The organism is Streptomyces sp. NPDC025618 (genome assembly GCF_055558795.1).
Genome location: NZ_JBVHLW010000025.1, coordinates 86,845 through 102,880, shown reverse-complemented (window position 1 = coordinate 102,880; position 16,036 = coordinate 86,845). Strand labels below are relative to the sequence as shown.

The window sequence follows — 16,036 nt, the reverse complement described above, 5'->3', positions numbered from 1 at the left end:
CATCAGGCACGAGATCAGCAGACACCCAACAGAGCCTGCCGAAACAACACCCAACCGCCAAGCCCCTACACCGAACTCATTCTGAAACCATCAGTGAGTGCCGTAACGACGCACCGCGTTCCAGAACCCCACCCTCCAGCCCCACCCCCTCCCACCGGAGAGCAACAGCAGGTTTCGGGGCACGCCCGTCTTTTCTTTTCAGCCCGTCCGGCGATTGAGGACAACGCGCGAAGCGCGTTGCGGGGTCTGGGGCGCAGCCCCCCACGCGGCGGAGCCGCACATCTGACGCAGCCGGGAAGGGGCGGGGGGAGGGAAAAGCGCGCCGCAGGCGACACCGCCCGGCAGATCAAAGATCACGCCAGCAAAATGCTCGTCACCTGCCCCGGCAGGAAATCCAGCGGATCGTCCGCCGTCCCCACCACCCTCCCGTCCTGGAAACGACCAGGCGTACACCCGATCATCACCCGGAACGTATGGGAGAAATGCGCCTGGTCATGAAACCCCGCCCCCGTGGCCGCGGAAGTCCAGGACATCCCGGCCCGCTTCAGGCGGAGCGCCGCCTGGAGCCGCAGCACCTGCGCCGCCCCCTTCGGCGTCGGGCCGAGCTGTTGGCGGAAGCGGCGTTCCAGGTGCCGGCGGCTCCAGCCCGTACCCGCGGCGACGTCGGCGATGGGCAGCCGGCCGTCCGTACGGCGCAATTCGCGCCAGGCCCAGGCGACTTCGGGATCGCAGCGCGGGCCCGTGCGCAGCCGGGTGGTCAGGGCCCGGTCGAGGAGGGCGAAGCGGGAAGGCCAGTCGGGGCACTCGGCGAGCCGTTCCGTGAGCCGGCCGAGGCGGGCGCCGAGGAGGTCGCCGGGGTCGAGCGTGAGGTGGGCCCACTCGGCCGCGGGGACGCCGAAGAGGCGGTAGGCCGCCGGAGGGGAGAGCAGGACGGTGACGCCGTGCAGCAGCCCGCGGTGCAGGCCGATGGCCGCGGTGGTGCGCAGGCCGTTGACGAGGGAGGCGGCCGTGGTCACCGTGCGCGGTTCCACCGCGTCGACCATGTCGAGCGGGCCGCCGAAGCCGAGCATCACCTTCACCACGCCGTCGGGCACCACCAGCCGGCGGCGCGGGCCGCCGGCCGCGAAGCGGAAGCCGCGGTAGCCCAGCACGGCTCCGCGCAGCTCCGCCGCCGGGGTGCTGCGGACCAACTGCCGGGAAGCGGTGCCGGTTTCTGACATCCGCTTCACCGTACGTCCGTACGGGTGGGGGCCAAGGCGGGTTTCCGGACGATCCGGGGCGGCCGGCCGGGCAGGTCGCATTCCTACAATCCAGGCCGCCGCCCGGCCGCCAGACTCGCACGCGGGCATGAACATGCCCTGATGTCACCGGCTCCGCCGCCCCGGCAGGGCGGCGATGGGGAGGGAATCACCGTGACCACACATCGCACCGGCGGGATCTCCGGGTCGAGAGGGGCGAGCGGGGCAAGCGGGGCAAGCGGGTCGAGACGCCTGCTCGCCGTCCCCGCGTGCATGGCGCTGGCGCTCGTCGCGGGGCTCGGGGCGACGCACGCCACCGCGGCCGCTTCCGGCCGCTACGCGGCGCAGGCCGAGCACGCGGGGCTGACGGCCGCGCAGTCCGCCGCGCTCCAGAAGGACGTGGACCGCTATGTCTCCCAGACGGGCGGCAAGCAGGTCTCCGCCAACAGGGTCGATGTGCCGGGCGGCTTCCTGCTGGTCGCCGTGCCGGGCGAGAAGTACGCCCGTGACCTGCGCACCACCACGCACCCGAAGAACGCGGCCGACTGCGACTACCTCAACTTCTGCGGCTGGCCGAAGGCCAATTACGAGGGCACCGTCTGGCAGCACTCCAAGTGCAACGTCTACTGGGAGATCCCGGACGGCTGGAACAGCGGCGGCTCGTGGTGGAACAACCAGTCGAGCGGCACCGTGGCCCGGATGTACAACAAGAGCCACAAACTCGTCTACTCGACGCCACCGGCTCAGGTGAACGGCGGGTCGTACGACGCCCACGCCGACTGGCACCCGGTCTGGTACGTGAAGGTCTGCTGACCGGACGGCGCGGGGAAACCGGTGCGGCCCCTGTCACGACGGCAGGGGCCGCACCGGTGCCGCTCGGGCTATGCCGCCATCACCACCTGCGAGGACGCCGGCTGGAGGGCGAGTTCCAGGACCTGGCGGACGTCCGCGACCGGGTGGACGTCGAGCGCGGAGAGGATCTCCTCCGGCACGTCGTCCAGGTCGGGCTCGTTCCGCTTGGGGATGACGACCGTGGTCACCCCGGCCCGGTGCGCCGCGAGCAGCTTCTGCTTCACGCCGCCGACGGGCAGCACACGGCCGGTCAGCGAGACCTCGCCGGTCATCGCCACGTCGGGGCGCACCTGGCGGCCGGAGAGCAGGGAGGCGAGCGCCGTCGTCATCGTCACGCCCGCGCTCGGGCCGTCCTTGGGGACCGCGCCCGCGGGGACGTGGAGGTGGACGCCGCGCTCCTTGAAGTCGCCCACGGGGAGCTCCAGTTCGGCGCCGTGGGAGCGGAGGAAGGACAGCGCGATCTGCGCGGACTCCTTCATCACGTCGCCCAGCTGGCCGGTCAGGGTCAGGCCCGCGCCGCCCGTCTCGGGGTCGGCCAGCGACGCCTCCACGAAGAGGACGTCGCCGCCCGCCCCCGTGACCGCGAGGCCGGTCGCCACTCCCGGTACGGCCGTACGCCGCTCGGCCGGGTCCTGCGCGGATTCCGGCGTGTGGTGCGGGCGGCCGATCAGGGTGCGCAGATCGTCGGCGCCCAGGGTCACGGGCAGCTCGCGCTCGCCCAGTTCGTGCTGGGCGGCCACCTTGCGCAGCAGCCGGGCGAGGGCGCGCTCCAGGGTGCGCACGCCCGCCTCGCGGGTGTACTCGCCGGCCAGCTTGCGCAGCGCCTCGTCCTCCAGCCGCACCTCCTCGGCCGCCAGGCCGGCGCGCTCCAGCTGCCGGGGCAGCAGGTGGTCGCGGGCGATGACGACCTTCTCGTCCTCGGTGTAGCCGTCGAGGCGGACGAGCTCCATGCGGTCGAGGAGGGCCTCGGGGATGGAGTCGAGGACGTTGGCCGTGGCCAGGAAGACGACGTCCGAGAGGTCGAGCTCGACCTCGAGGTAGTGGTCGCGGAAGGTGTGGTTCTGCGCCGGGTCCAGGACTTCGAGGAGGGCCGCCGCCGGGTCGCCGCGGAAGTCGGAGCCGACCTTGTCGATCTCGTCCAGGAGGACGACCGGGTTCATCGAGCCCGCCTCCTTGACGGCGCGGACGATACGGCCGGGGAGCGCGCCGACGTACGTGCGCCGGTGACCGCGGATCTCCGCCTCGTCGCGCACGCCGCCGAGGGCGACCCGGACGAACTTGCGGCCCATGGCGCGGGCCACGCTCTCCCCCAGCGAGGTCTTCCCGACGCCGGGCGGACCGACGAGCGCGAGCACCGCGCCCCCGCGCCGCCCGCCGATCACGCCCAGCCCCCGGTCGGCGCGCCGCTTGCGCACCGCCAGGTATTCGGTGATCCGTTCCTTGACGTCCGCGAGGCCGGCGTGGTCCGCGTCGAGCACGGCCTTGGCTCCGGGGATGTCGTACGCGTCCTCGGTGCGCTCGTTCCAGGGCAGCTCCAGGACGGTGTCGAGCCAGGTGCGGATCCAGCCGCCCTCGGGGCTCTGGTCGGAGGCGCGCTCCAGCTTCTCGACCTCCTTGAGCGCGGCCTCGCGGACCTTCTCCGGCAGGTCGGCGGCCTCGACGCGGGCGCGGTAGTCGTCCGGCTCGCTCTCCGGGTCGCCGTTGAGGTCGGCGAGCTCCTTGCGAACGGCCTCCAGCTGGCGGCGGAGCAGGAACTCGCGCTGCTGCTTGTCGACCCCCTCCTGCACGTCCTTGGCGATCGACTCGGCGACGTCCTGCTCGGCGAGGTGCTCGCTCAGCCAGGTGACGGCGGACCGCAGCCGGGCCACCGGGTCGGCGGTCTCCAGCAGCTCGACGCGCTGGGCGACGGTGAGGAACGGGAGGTAACCGGAATTGTCGGCGAGCTGGGCCACGTCGTCGAGCTGCTGGACGCGGTCCACGACCTGCCAGGCACCGCGCTTGCGGAGCCAGCTGGTGGCGAGCGCCTTGTACTCCTTCATCAGCTCGGCGACCGCGCCGGGCAGCGGGTCGGGGGCGGCCTCCTCGATCCGGGTGCCCTCGACCCACAGCGCGGCCCCGGGCCCGGTCGTACCCGCCCCGATCCGGACGCGCCCCAGCCCTCGGATGAGCGCCCCGGGGTCCCCGTCGGAGAGCCGGCCGACCTGCTCCACGCGGCCGAGGGTGCCGGTGCCGACGTACGAACCGTCTACGCGTGGCACGAGCAGCACGAGCGGCTTGCCGGCCCCGTCACCCTCCCCGGCCTTGGCCCCAGCCTTGGCCCCCTTCCCGGTCCCGTCCCCGGCAGCGGCTGCGGCTGCGGCCTGCGCGGCCTCGATGGCGGCTCGCACCTCGCTGTCGGAGAGGTCGAGAGGCACGACCATGCCGGGCAGTACGACCTCGTCGTCGAGGGGCAGCACGGGCAGGGTGAGCGGTGTGGACGTGAAAGCCATGATCTCCCCTTCGGCAGGCAAGTTGAGCTATGCCGACTCAATGCGTGAGGGGGTGGCGAATGTTCCCTGTGTTCGCTCTGAGCGATCGAAATGCGGGTGGGCTTGCCGGGTGCGGGTCGTTGGTGCTTGCGGTCCGGGTGGCCTCAAGCGCCGGCCGGGCTGGGTTGTGGGGTTCGCCGTTGTCTGGTGCGGCTTGTGTGCGCCTGCGGCGGGCGGCCTCAAACGCCGGCCGGGCTTGGGTGGTGGTGGGTGCCGGGGGCGGGTCTTCCGGGCTGGGGACCTGGAACGCGGTGCGGTGCGGGTCTCCCGCATTGAGTGCCGTAACGACGCACCGCGTTCCAGAACCCCACCCTCCAGCCCCACCCCCTCCCACCGGAGAGCACGTGCGGGACGTGTCCGCCTCAGGGTTCCCAATCAGCCCGTTGGGGGCACCTCTGGGGGCACCCCCGGACGGAGTCTGGGGGAGGTAGCTGGGGGAGTTTGAGGACGCGGCCGCAGGCCGCTCCCGCCGCAGGCGGCAACGCACCCGCAGTCGGGGCCTGGGGCCCGCGCCCCAGCGCGGCTAGGCGGGAAGCTGGGCCAAAGCCCCCCTCAACCCCCCGCCACCCCACCCCGGTCCCGGATGAAAGGCCCGCAAGCCATCCCCGTCAGCAGCGCTATCGGATGGCCCCAACTGGCCAGCGGATCCGCGAATTCGATCAAGTCCTGCGCGCAGAGGAGGACCGCGAAGCCGAGCAGCGCCCACCCCACCGGCCGGCGGAGGAGGACGGACAGGGCGCCCACGGAGGCCATCACGCCGAAGCTGATGCCGTAGTCGAGCCGGTGCAGCGACGCCTCCGGCAGGCGGCCCGCCGCGACCGCCCCGGCGACCGGGAGCTCCGTGGCGAGGGTGGCCAGGACGTGGCCGAGGAGGAAGACGCCCGCCGTGCGGGCGGGGCCTATGCGGCGTTCGAGCGAGCTGAGGACGACGGCGAAGAACAGGCCGTAGAGCGAATAGAGGCCGCCCGCCACCCACAGGGCACTGGCGACGAGGACCACGAGGGGCTGGTCGGCGAGGTGGGCGGCGTCGGTGCTGGAGTCGCGCAGGAGCTGGTTGACGGTCGCCTCGTCGCCGAGTTCGGCGAAGAGCGCGGTGCCGAGCAGCACAAGGCCGTAGACGAAGGTGAACGGCGTGCCGGTGGGGGTCGGCAGGACCCGCCGCGGCCAGCCCGGCCGGCGGAACCAGGACCTGATGGCCGCGGGAGCGACCGGGCCGCGTGGCGACGGGAGGCATACGGGCCCGGTGGCGGCCGGCGCGGCGGCCGGCTCGGTCTCCGGCCCGGACGCGTGGCCGCCGCCAGGCGACATCGCGGGGTCAACCACAGTCACTCGGCCAGGCCCCTTTCCTGCTGCGCGATGGATCACGGGCGGCCCTGCCCCGGGCCTCACTCTCCGCCCTCACTGTGAACATTAAGGTCCCCAGTGGCCCGGCAAATCAACCTCTGGCCGTGACTCCGGTCACGACCCTCAACCGAAGATCCGTCCGCTGCGTCCGCCGGGCCCCCGACCTACGGAAGGCTCTGCCATGACCGATCAGGATGTCCGTCACGCGTCACCCGTCACCGTGGACCGCCGCGAGGGGCCGCACGGCGAGGTCGTGCTGCGCAGGAGAGGCGAGGTCTACGAGATCATCGCCAACGGCTGCTTCCTGATGGACACCTCCGACGGGCGCTCCGAGCGCCTCCTGGTCGACGCGGCCCTGGCCGCCCTGCCCGCCGGGCGGCGGGATCCGGCGGTGCTGATCGGCGGCCTGGGCGTCGGCTTCTCGCTGGCGCGGGCGGCCGAGGAGCCGCGCTGGGGGCGGATCTCCGTGGTGGAGCGCGAGTCGGCGGTGATCGACTGGCACCGGAGCGGCCCGCTGGCCGCGTTCTCGGCTCGGGCGCTGGCGGACGCCCGTACGGAGATCGTGCACACGGACCTCGTGCGGTACGTACGGACCGCCGCCGTCACCTACGACACCCTGTGCCTGGACATCGACAACGGCCCCGGCTGGACCGTGACCGAGGACAACGGCGGGCTCTACTCCCCCGCCGGACTGCTGGCCTGCCGCGACCGGCTGGCGCCCGGCGGGGTGCTCGCCGTGTGGTCGGCGCGGCCGTCGGAGGCGTTCGAGGACGCGCTCCGGAATGCCGGGTTCGAAGGGGTAAGAACCGAAGAGATCGCCGTTGCCCGGGGCGTACCGGACGTAGTCCACCTCGCGCTTCGTGCCGCGTAGCCGTCCCCAGCCGCCTGCCCGTACTCTGCTTGCCACAGCCGCAGGACTGTGTGGAGATGCAGGCCACGGAAGACGCTAGGGGCGGGGCGCATGGAGCAGACACACATCGGCCCGAACGGTGCCGCGGCCTCCCCCGGGGCGCAGCGCCGGGTGCTCGTCGTCGAGGACGACCGGACGATCGTCGACGCCATCGCGGCCCGGCTGCGGGCCGAGGGCTTCCAGGTGCGGACCGCCGGCGACGGCCCGGCGGCCGTGGACGCCGCCGAGGCGTGGCAGCCGGATCTGCTGGTCCTGGACGTGATGCTGCCGGGCTTCGACGGCCTGGAGGTGTGCCGCCGGGTGCAGGCGCAGCGGCCGGTGCCCGTGCTGATGCTCACCGCGCGCGACGACGAGACCGACATGCTGGTCGGCCTGGGCGTGGGCGCGGACGACTACATGACCAAGCCGTTCTCGATGCGGGAGCTGGCGGCGCGGGTGCACGTGCTGCTGCGGCGGGTGGAGCGGGCGGCGCTCGCCGCGCACACGCCGCGCACCGGCATCCTGCGGCTGGGCGAGCTGGAGATCGACCACGCGCAGCGCAGAGTCCGGGTGCGCGGCACCGACGTGCACCTCACTCCGACCGAGTTCGACCTGCTGGTCTGCCTGGCGAACACCCCGCGCGCCGTCCTCTCCCGCGAGCAGCTGCTCGCGGAGGTGTGGGACTGGGCGGACGCCTCCGGGACGCGGACCGTGGACAGTCACATCAAGGCGCTCCGCCGGAAGATCGGCGCGGAGCGGATCCGTACGGTCCACGGGGTCGGCTACGCGCTGGAGACCCCGGCGGCATGAGCGGCGGGACGGGCGGCGGGCCGGAGCGGGCCGCCGGCGCGGGGGGTGCCGTCCGGAGCCGGGCGGAGGGCCCGCAGGACCGGCATCCGTCGCCCGGGGGGCTGGGCGGCCGGGTCTGGGAGGCGCTGCGGCCCCTGGATCCCTACCGCTCGGTGAAGGCGGCGCTGGGCGCGCTGGTGATCGGGTCGGTGGTGATAACGACCTTCCTGGTCTTCGTGGCGCTCCACTCGGCGACCGAGCTCCGGGTGATCACCGTCTTCTCGATCATCGCCTCGCTGCTGATAACGCAGTTCGTGGCGCACGGGCTCACCGCGCCGCTGGACGAGATGACCGCCGTCACCCGGGCGATGGCGCAGGGCGACTACACCCGGCGGGTGGGTGCCGGGCGGCGGGACGAGTTCGGGGACCTGGCCACGGCCTTCAACCGGATGGCGGCCGACCTGGAGGCGGTGGACACCCACCGCAAGGAGCTGGTCGCGAACGTCTCGCACGAGCTGCGCACCCCGATCGCGGGGCTGCGGGCGGTGCTGGAGAACGTGGTGGACGGGGTCTCGGCCGCCGACCCGGAGACCATGCGCACCGCGCTGCGGCAGACCGAGCGGCTGGGCCGGCTGGTGGAGCAGCTGTTGGACCTGTCGCGGCTGGACAACGGGGTCGTGCCGCTGCACGCCCGGCGCTTCGAGGTGTGGCCGTATCTGGCGGGGGTGCTGAAGGAGGCGGGGATGGCCAATGGCTCGGGCTCCTCGCCGCACGCCCGCAAGGACGTCCATCTGCATCTGGACGTGTCGCCGCCGGAGCTCACGGCGCACGCCGACGCGGAGCGGCTGCACCAGGTGGTGGCCAATCTGGTGGACAACGCCGTCAAGCACAGCCCCCCGCACGGCCGGGTGACGGTGCGGGCGCGCCGGGGCGAGGGCGCCCAGTCGCTGGATCTGGAGGTGCTGGACGAGGGGCCGGGCATCCCGGAGGCCGAGCGGCACCGCGTCTTCGAGCGTTTCAACCGGGGCGGCTCGGGCCAGCAGGGGCCGGGCAGCGACGGCGGCACGGGGCTGGGGCTGGCGATCGCGCGCTGGGCGGTGGACCTGCACGGGGGAAGCATCGGCGTGGCCGAATCCCCTCAGGGGTGCCGCATACAGGTCACCCTTCCGGGCGGCCCCCGAGATCAAGGTTGACGTAGGGTCGGTGGCGGAGGCACACATTCGAGGGAGTGTGGGGCACGCTCAAGCGAACCCAGAATCCCCCGGGACCTGCGGAACCCCGTGTGTTTCCCGCCAAGTCATGCCTCGAAACCCCCTGACGAATGTGACTTGCGCGACGACTGGCCCGGGTGGCCTGCATCATCGGTACAGACAGGCGTAGCCTTTATTTCCGCTGTCCATCACCTTGTGAAGCGGAAGAGGGCGGTTGCCGCCGTGTCGCCACAGTCCCCCAACACCTCGAGCGTCTCGACCGACCAGGACGGGCAGGGCAAGAGCCCTGCCGACGTCTTCGGTCCCAATGAGTGGCTCGTCGACGAGATCTACCAGCAGTACCTCCAGGACCCGAACTCGGTCGACCGAGCCTGGTGGGACTTCTTCGCCGACTACAAGCCGGGTCAGACGGCGGCCGCGCCGCCACCGGGCCTGACCGGTAGTGCCCCGGCCGCCGCGCCCGCGGCTCCGGCCGCGCCGGCTCCCGTGAGCGCCCCCGCCGCGCAGCAGGCGGCTCCGGCCGCCGCTCCCGCGGCCGCGCCCGCGGCGCCGAAGGCCGCCGCCCCCGCCGCGGCGAAGCCCGCGGCCGCGGCGCCCGCCAAGCCGGTGGCCGCGAAGGCCACCGCCGAGCCCGCCAAGGGCCCGGAGTACGTCCCGCTGCGCGGCCCCGCCGCCGCGGTGGCGAAGAACATGAACGCCTCGCTGGAGCTGCCGACGGCCACGTCCGTCCGCGCGGTCCCGGTGAAGCTGCTGTTCGACAACCGCATCGTCATCAACAACCACCTCAAGCGCGCCCGCGGTGGCAAGGTCTCCTTCACGCACCTCATCGGCTTCGCCATGGTGCAGGCGCTGAAGCTGATGCCGTCGATGAACTACTCCTTCGCGGAGAAGGACGGCAAGCCGACCCTCGTCAAGCCCGAGCACGTCAACCTCGGCCTGGCGATCGACCTGGTGAAGCCGAACGGCGACCGCCAGCTCGTGGTCGCGGCCATCAAGAAGGCCGAGACGCTCAACTTCTTCGAGTTCTGGCAGGCGTACGAGGACATCGTCCGCCGCGCCCGCGTCGGCAAGCTGACGATGGACGACTTCACCGGGGTCACCGCCTCGCTGACGAACCCCGGCGGCATCGGCACCGTGCACTCCGTGCCGCGCCTGATGCCCGGCCAGGGCCTCATCATCGGCGTGGGCGCCATGGACTACCCGGCCGAGTTCCAGGGCACCTCGCAGGACGCCCTGAACAAGCTGGGCATCTCCAAGGTCATGACCCTGACGTCGACCTACGACCACCGCGTGATCCAGGGCGCCGCCTCCGGCGAGTTCCTGCGGATCATGAACCAGCTGCTGCTGGGCGAGAACGGCTTCTTCGACGACATCTTCGAGGCGCTGCGCATCCCCTACGAGCCCATCCGCTGGCTCAAGGACATCGACGCCTCGCACGACGACGACGTCACCAAGGCCGCCCGGGTCTTCGAGCTGATCCACTCCTACCGGGTCCGCGGCCACGTCATGGCCGACACCGACCCGCTGGAGTACCGCCAGCGCAAGCACCCCGACCTCGACATCACCGAGCACGGCCTCACCCTGTGGGACCTGGAGCGGGCGTTCGCGGTCGGCGGCTTCGCGGGCAAGTCGCTGATGAAGCTGCGCGACATCCTCGGCGTGCTGCGCGACTCGTACTGCCGCACCACCGGCATCGAGTTCATGCACATCCAGGACCCCAAGCAGCGCAAGTGGATCCAGGACCGGGTCGAGCGCGGGCACTCCAAGCCGGAGCGCGAGGAGCAGCTGCGCATCCTGCGTCGGCTGAACGCCGCCGAGGCGTTCGAGACCTTCCTCCAGACGAAGTACGTCGGCCAGAAGCGGTTCTCCCTGGAGGGCGGCGAGTCCGTCATCCCGCTGCTGGACGCGGTGCTGGACGCGGCCGCCGAGTCGCGCCTGGACGAGGTCGTCATCGGCATGGCCCACCGTGGCCGGCTGAACGTGCTGGCGAACATCGTCGGCAAGTCGTACGCGCAGATCTTCCGCGAGTTCGAGGGCAACCTCGACCCGAAGTCGATGCACGGCTCCGGCGACGTGAAGTACCACCTGGGCGCGGAGGGCACCTTCACGGGCCTGGACGGCGAGCAGATCAAGGTCTCGCTGGCCGCCAACCCCTCGCACCTGGAGACCGTCGACCCGGTCGTCGAGGGCATCGCGCGGGCCAAGCAGGACATCATCGGCAAGGCGGGCACGGACTTCACCGTCCTCCCCGTCCAGCTGCACGGCGACGCGGCCTTCGCGGGCCAGGGCGTCGTGGCCGAGACGCTGAACATGTCGCAGCTGCGCGGCTACCGCACCGGCGGCACCGTGCACATCGTCATCAACAACCAGGTCGGCTTCACCGCGCCGCCGGAGTCCTCGCGCTCGTCGATGTACTGCACCGACGTCGCCCGGATGATCGAGGCGCCGATCTTCCATGTGAACGGTGACGACCCGGAGGCCGTGGTCCGCGTCGCGCGGCTCGCCTTCGAGTTCCGCCAGGCGTTCAACAAGGACGTCGTCATCGACCTGATCTGCTACCGCCGCCGGGGCCACAACGAGTCGGACAACCCCTCGTTCACCCAGCCGCTGATGTACGACCTGATCGACAAGAAGCGCTCGGTGCGCAAGCTCTACACCGAGTCGCTGATCGGCCGTGGTGACATCACCCTGGAAGAGGCCGAGCAGGCCCTGCAGGACTACCAGGGCCAGCTGGAGAAGGTCTTCGTCGAGGTCCGGGACGCCGACGCGGCCCCCGCGGCCTACGAGCCGGTGACCGAGCTGCCGCAGTTCCCGGCCCCGGTGAACACCGCGATCTCCCAGGAGGTCGTCAAGCGGATCGCCGAGACGCAGGTCAACGTGCCGGAGAACGTCACGGTGCACCCGCGCCTGGTGCCGCAGCTCCAGCGCCGCGCCGCCAGCATCGAGGACGGCACGATCGACTGGGGCATGGGCGAGACCCTCGCCTTCGGCTCGCTGCTGATGGAGGGTGTCCCCGTCCGGCTCGCCGGCCAGGACTCCCGCCGCGGCACCTTCGGCCAGCGCCACGCGGTGCTCGTCGACCGCGAGACCGGCGAGGACTACACCCCGCTGCTCTACCTGTCCGAGGACCAGGCCCGCTTCAACGTCTACGACTCGCTGCTCAGCGAGTACGCGGCGATGGGCTTCGAGTACGGCTACTCCCTGGCCCGCCCGGACGCGCTGGTGCTGTGGGAGGCCCAGTTCGGTGACTTCGTCAACGGTGCCCAGAGCATCACCGACGAGTTCATCTCCTCCTCCGAGCAGAAGTGGGGCCAGACCTCCGGCGTCACGCTGCTGCTGCCGCACGGCTACGAGGGCCAGGGCCCGGACCACTCCTCGGCCCGGATCGAGCGCTTCCTCCAGCTCTGCGCGCAGAACAACATGACGGTCGCCATGCCGACGCTGCCGTCGAACTACTTCCACCTGCTGCGCTGGCAGGTCCACAACCCGCACCACAAGCCGCTCATCGTCTTCACCCCGAAGTCGATGCTGCGCCTGAAGGCGGCGGCGTCGAAGGTGGAGGAGTTCACCAGCGGTTCCTTCCGTCCGCTGATCGGCGACGACACCGTGGTCACCGAGGACGTCCGCAAGGTCGTCTTCTGCGCGGGCAAGGTCTACTACGACCTGGTCGCGGAGCGGGCCAAGCGGGGCGCCAACGACACGGCGATCGTCCGTATCGAGCGGCTCTACCCGCTGCCCGGCGAGGAGCTCCAGGCCGAGTTCGCGAAGTACTCGGCGGCGGAGAAGTTCGTCTGGGCCCAGGAGGAGCCGGCGAACCAGGGTGCGTGGCCGTTCATCGCGCTGAACCTGATCGACCACCTGGACCTGGCCGTCGGTGCCGACATCCCGGCCCGGGAGCGGCTGCGCCGGATCTCCCGGCCGCACTCCTCCTCCCCGGCGGTCGGCTCGGCCAAGCGCCACCAGGCGGAGCAGCAGGCACTGGTCGCCGAGGTCTTCGACATCTGATCCCGGCGCACTCGCGCGAAGCAGTACAAGCAGTACAAGCAGTAAAGGTCAGGGCCCCCACCGCGGAAGCGGCGGGGGCCCTGACCCGTGTGTGCGGCGCGGCTCAGCCGAGGTAGGGCTCGAAGTCCCAGTACGGGCGGGTGCGCTGGCGGGCGGAGAGGGCGTGCGGGTGCTGGGCGCCCAGGGTGCGGGTGAGCCGCTGGAGGGCGTCCCGCTCGACCTTGGACGCCTCCTCGTGCTCGCGCAGGGCCCGCAGGTCGGCGGCGAGGGCGACCTCGCAGGACAGGGTCAGCGGGTGGTCCTCGCCGAGGGCGTGCCGGGCCCGGCGGAGGGTCTCGCGGCTGAGCTCCAGCGCGGCGTCGAGGCGGCCGTTGAAGTTGCGCCCGGCGGCGGCGTTGAGGGCGCAGCCCAGCACCCAGGGGTGCTCGGGGCCGAGGGTCGCGGACAGCCCGGCGTGGGCGGCCTCGAACATGGTGAGCGCCTCGGCCCGCTCCCCGGCGGCCTGGAGGACGAGGCCGGTGTTGGTGAGCATGCCCGTGGTGACGGGGTGGGCGGGGCCGAGGAGGGCGCGGAAGCCGGCCTCGCCCTCGGTGATGAGGTCGCGGGCGTGGCCGAGGTCGCCGTGCTCGCGGGCGTGGTTGCCGTGGTCGACGACGAGGCCGAGGGTGGCGTAGTGGCCGCGGCCGTGGACCTTCTCCATCTGTTCGAGGAGGCTGGCCATGGCGGCGCCCACGTCCTGGAAGCCGCCCGCGCGCCGCTCGCACAGGACGAGGTTGTGGTGGGCGCGCAGGGTCTGCGGGTGCTGGGGGCCGAGCACTTGGAGGTGCAGCCGCATGCCGAGCTCCTGGCGGGCCAGCGCGTCGCGGTAGCGGCCCATGAGCCGCAGGTCGCGGGCGCAGGAGATGCCGGAGACGAGGGTGGCGGCGTGCCGGGCGCGCAGCAGGGACTCCCGCTTGCGCAGGGTCTCCAGGTCGGTGTCGTACGCCTCGGCGTAGCGGCCCAGCAGTCTGAGGCCGACGCCGAGGTTGTGCTGGGCGTTGAGGGTGAAGTAGTCGTCGGGGCCGAGGAGTTCCCGGGCGGTGTGCAGGACCTCGCGCTGGAGCTGGAGGGCCTCGGTGTACTGGCCGAGGTAGCGCTGGTCGGCGGCGAGGCAGCTGGTGGCGGTCATCAGGGCGGTGCCGCTGCCGGGGCGGGGGCCCGTGGGGGCGCAGGCGCGCAGCCGCTCCAGCAGCTCCCGGTCGAGCTCATAGGCGGAGCGGAAGACGCCGTACGCCCGGAGGATGTTGCCCTGGCGGACGGTGAGGTCGAGCATGCGGGGGTGCTCGGGCGGGAAGAGCTCGCTCCAGCGGGCGCGGACCTGCTCGGCGAGCTCGATGCCGGTGCGGAACTCGCCGCTGCGGTGGCAGTAGTGCAGGCAGTTGAGGACGGTCTCCTGGACGCGCGCGTCGTGGCTGCCGAGGGCGCCGGAGGGCTCCAGGTGCGGGAGGAGCTCGGCGTAGCGCGGCCAGAGCCGGGTGTCCTGGGGGTTGCCGGGGTCGGCGGCGGCGAGCATCCGGCGGACGATGCGCTGGTGCGCCTGCCGCTCCTGGGGTGAGGTGAGGCGGGCGACGATGTCGTGGACGAGCCGGTGCATGTGCACGGACTCCTGCTCGGGGCCCGGCTCGCCGGGGACGGTGCCGCGGGTGTCGCGGGTGAGGACCGAGTAGTTGACGAGGGTGTCCAGCGCCCTGGTCCAGCTGGGCAGGTCGGTGGCGAGCCAGCCGAGGCTCTCCACCAGCTCGGCGGGCGGGAGGTGGCGGACGAGGCCGATGGGGATCCGGCCGGGGGCGAAGGAGGTGCACAGGGTGAGGAGTTCCACCGCGTGCGGCTGGGTCTCGCGCAGCCGGTTGATCAGTATCGACCAGGAGGTGAGGGAGGAGCGCGGCACGCCGTCGAAGTCGCCCTGTTCGGCGAGGCCGGAGAGCTCGCCCTCCCGGACCAGGCGCAGATAGTCGCCGACGGCCATGTCGGACTCGCCGAGCCAGGCGGCGGCCTGGACGAGGGCGAGGGGGATGTCGCCGAGCTCGGTGGCGACCTCGGTGGCCTCCTCGGCGGTGATGCGGGGCGCGCGGCGCATCAGATAGCCGGTGGACTCGTGCCGCTGGAAGCCGGGGACCTCGACCGGGGTGGCGCCCTGGGCGGTCCAGCTGCGGTTGCGGGAGGTGATCAGCACATGCCCGGGGCCCTCGGGGAGCAGCTCGTGGGCGCCGTCGATGTCGTCCCAGCCGTCGAAGATCAGCAGCCAGCGGCCGTACGGCTCGCCGCGGCGCAGGGCCTCGCGGACGGCGCGGATGCGCTCGCCGGGCTCGGAGCCGCTGGGCAGGCCCAGTTCGGCGGCGAGCTCGCCGAGGCGCTCGCGCTGGGTGCCGCGCATGTCGGAGTTGACCCACCAGATGACGTCGTAGTCGGCGCTGAAGCGGTGGGCGTACTCGGCGGCGAGCTGGGTCTTGCCGATCCCGGACATGCCGAGCAGCGCGCAGACGGCGGTGCCCTGCTCGGCGTCGGTCAGCTGCTCCTGGAGCTGGTTGAGGAGGTCGTCGCGGCCGGTGAACCGGGGGTCGCGGCGCGGCACCTCGCCCCAGACGGCCGGCGGGTCGCCCGGATAGCGGGAGCCGGGGCCCTCGGGGATGCCGCGGCGCGGCGGGCCGGGCGGCAGGCCGAGCCGGGCGAGGAGGCGGCGCTCGGCCTCCTGGGCGCCGATGCCGTAGAGGTCGGCGGGCTCCAGGACGGCGGTGGCGGGCGGCAGGGCGCGGTTGGTGAGGCTGACGGCGGCGAACCGCTCGGCGTGGGCGGCGACGACGCCGCGCAGGACCTCGTCCCACTCGCCGTCGCGGCGCGGGCCCAGCTGGAAGAACCAGTCGCTGAGGACGAGCAGCAGCCGCCCGGAGGCCAGCAGCAGGTCGCCCAGGGCGCTTTCGAGGGGGACCTCCCGGCGGGGGTCCCAGCGCTGCAGGGCCACCCGGTGTCCGTGGCTCTCCAGCCGGTGGCGGATCCAGGTGGCCCAGGGCCGGTGGAAGCCGGCGAACACGACGACGAAGCGCTCGCCCTCGGGCCCCGGCCGGCTCTGCGCGGCACCGGTTCGGTCACTCATGCGCACGTCCCCTCACTGCTCCGCGCCGCGGCGGCCGGGTGGACCGGCAC

9 protein-coding genes are annotated in these 16,036 nt (G+C 72.5%); 5 read left to right on the top strand and 4 right to left on the bottom strand.

What is annotated here, in order from left to right; all coding sequences use genetic code 11:
- Positions 1-353: 353 nt before the first annotated feature.
- Positions 354-1,220, bottom strand: coding sequence for a helix-turn-helix domain-containing protein (locus ACZ4A5_RS21260; protein WP_467586132.1), 867 nt, complete (start codon positions 1,218-1,220; stop codon positions 354-356).
- 192 nt (positions 1,221-1,412) lie between these two features.
- On the opposite strand from ACZ4A5_RS21260, the gene ACZ4A5_RS21255 reads away from it, so the two are divergent.
- Positions 1,413-2,051, top strand: coding sequence for a peptidase inhibitor family I36 protein (locus tag ACZ4A5_RS21255; RefSeq protein ID WP_467586130.1), 639 nt, complete (start codon positions 1,413-1,415; stop codon positions 2,049-2,051).
- A gap of 68 nt (positions 2,052-2,119) precedes the next feature.
- Here the strand turns inward: ACZ4A5_RS21255 and lon are convergent, their stop codons facing one another.
- Together lon and ACZ4A5_RS21245 are read right to left on the bottom strand one after the other, a co-directional pair.
- Positions 2,120-4,579 (bottom strand): endopeptidase La, encoded by a 2,460-nt coding sequence (gene lon / locus ACZ4A5_RS21250; protein WP_467586128.1) that lies wholly within the window; start codon positions 4,577-4,579, stop codon positions 2,120-2,122.
- Positions 4,580-5,170: 591 nt separating this feature from the next.
- Positions 5,171-5,947 (bottom strand): rhomboid-like protein, encoded by a 777-nt coding sequence (locus ACZ4A5_RS21245; protein WP_467586125.1) that lies wholly within the window; start codon positions 5,945-5,947, stop codon positions 5,171-5,173.
- Positions 5,948-6,143: 196 nt separating this feature from the next.
- Here ACZ4A5_RS21245 and ACZ4A5_RS21240 point away from each other — a divergent pair, with 196 nt between their 5' ends.
- The 4 genes from ACZ4A5_RS21240 (at position 6,144) to ACZ4A5_RS21225 (ending at position 12,856) form a co-directional block, all read left to right on the top strand.
- A complete protein-coding gene (locus ACZ4A5_RS21240; RefSeq protein WP_467586123.1) occupies positions 6,144-6,833 on the top strand; it encodes a spermidine synthase family protein in 690 nt (229 codons plus the stop codon).
- A gap of 90 nt (positions 6,834-6,923) precedes the next feature.
- Positions 6,924-7,661 carry a response regulator transcription factor gene (locus ACZ4A5_RS21235; protein WP_398870471.1) on the top strand — a complete coding sequence of 246 codons (738 nt, stop codon included), beginning with the start codon at positions 6,924-6,926 and terminating at the stop codon, positions 7,659-7,661.
- Positions 7,658-8,833, top strand: a complete 1,176-nt coding sequence (locus tag ACZ4A5_RS21230; protein WP_467586119.1) for a HAMP domain-containing sensor histidine kinase — start codon at positions 7,658-7,660, stop codon at positions 8,831-8,833. The genes ACZ4A5_RS21235 and ACZ4A5_RS21230 overlap by 4 nt, the downstream gene beginning before the upstream one ends.
- A 240-nt stretch (positions 8,834-9,073) precedes the next feature.
- Positions 9,074-12,856 (top strand): multifunctional oxoglutarate decarboxylase/oxoglutarate dehydrogenase thiamine pyrophosphate-binding subunit/dihydrolipoyllysine-residue succinyltransferase subunit, encoded by a 3,783-nt coding sequence (locus ACZ4A5_RS21225; protein ID WP_467586116.1) that lies wholly within the window; start codon positions 9,074-9,076, stop codon positions 12,854-12,856.
- A 103-nt stretch (positions 12,857-12,959) separates the two neighbouring features.
- Here the strand turns inward: ACZ4A5_RS21225 and fxsT are convergent, their stop codons facing one another.
- Entirely contained in the window at positions 12,960-15,986 is a 3,027-nt protein-coding gene (fxsT, locus tag ACZ4A5_RS21220) for an FxSxx-COOH system tetratricopeptide repeat protein (RefSeq protein WP_467586113.1), read from the bottom strand.
- Positions 15,987-16,036: the final 50 nt, after the last annotated feature.

Excerpts from the sequence above, each read along its gene's own strand:
- ACZ4A5_RS21260 (WP_467586132.1), bottom strand. The coding sequence starts at position 1,220 with ATGTCAGAAACCGGCACCGCTTCCCGGCAGTTGGTCCGCAGCACCCCG.
- lon (WP_467586128.1), bottom strand. The coding sequence starts at position 4,579 with ATGGCTTTCACGTCCACACCGCTCACCCTGCCCGTGCTGCCCCTCGAC.
- ACZ4A5_RS21235 (WP_398870471.1), top strand. The coding sequence starts at position 6,924 with ATGGAGCAGACACACATCGGCCCGAACGGTGCCGCGGCCTCCCCCGGG.
- ACZ4A5_RS21240 (WP_467586123.1), top strand. The coding sequence starts at position 6,144 with ATGACCGATCAGGATGTCCGTCACGCGTCACCCGTCACCGTGGACCGC.
- ACZ4A5_RS21230 (WP_467586119.1), top strand. The coding sequence starts at position 7,658 with ATGAGCGGCGGGACGGGCGGCGGGCCGGAGCGGGCCGCCGGCGCGGGG.
- fxsT (WP_467586113.1), bottom strand. The coding sequence starts at position 15,986 with ATGAGTGACCGAACCGGTGCCGCGCAGAGCCGGCCGGGGCCCGAGGGC.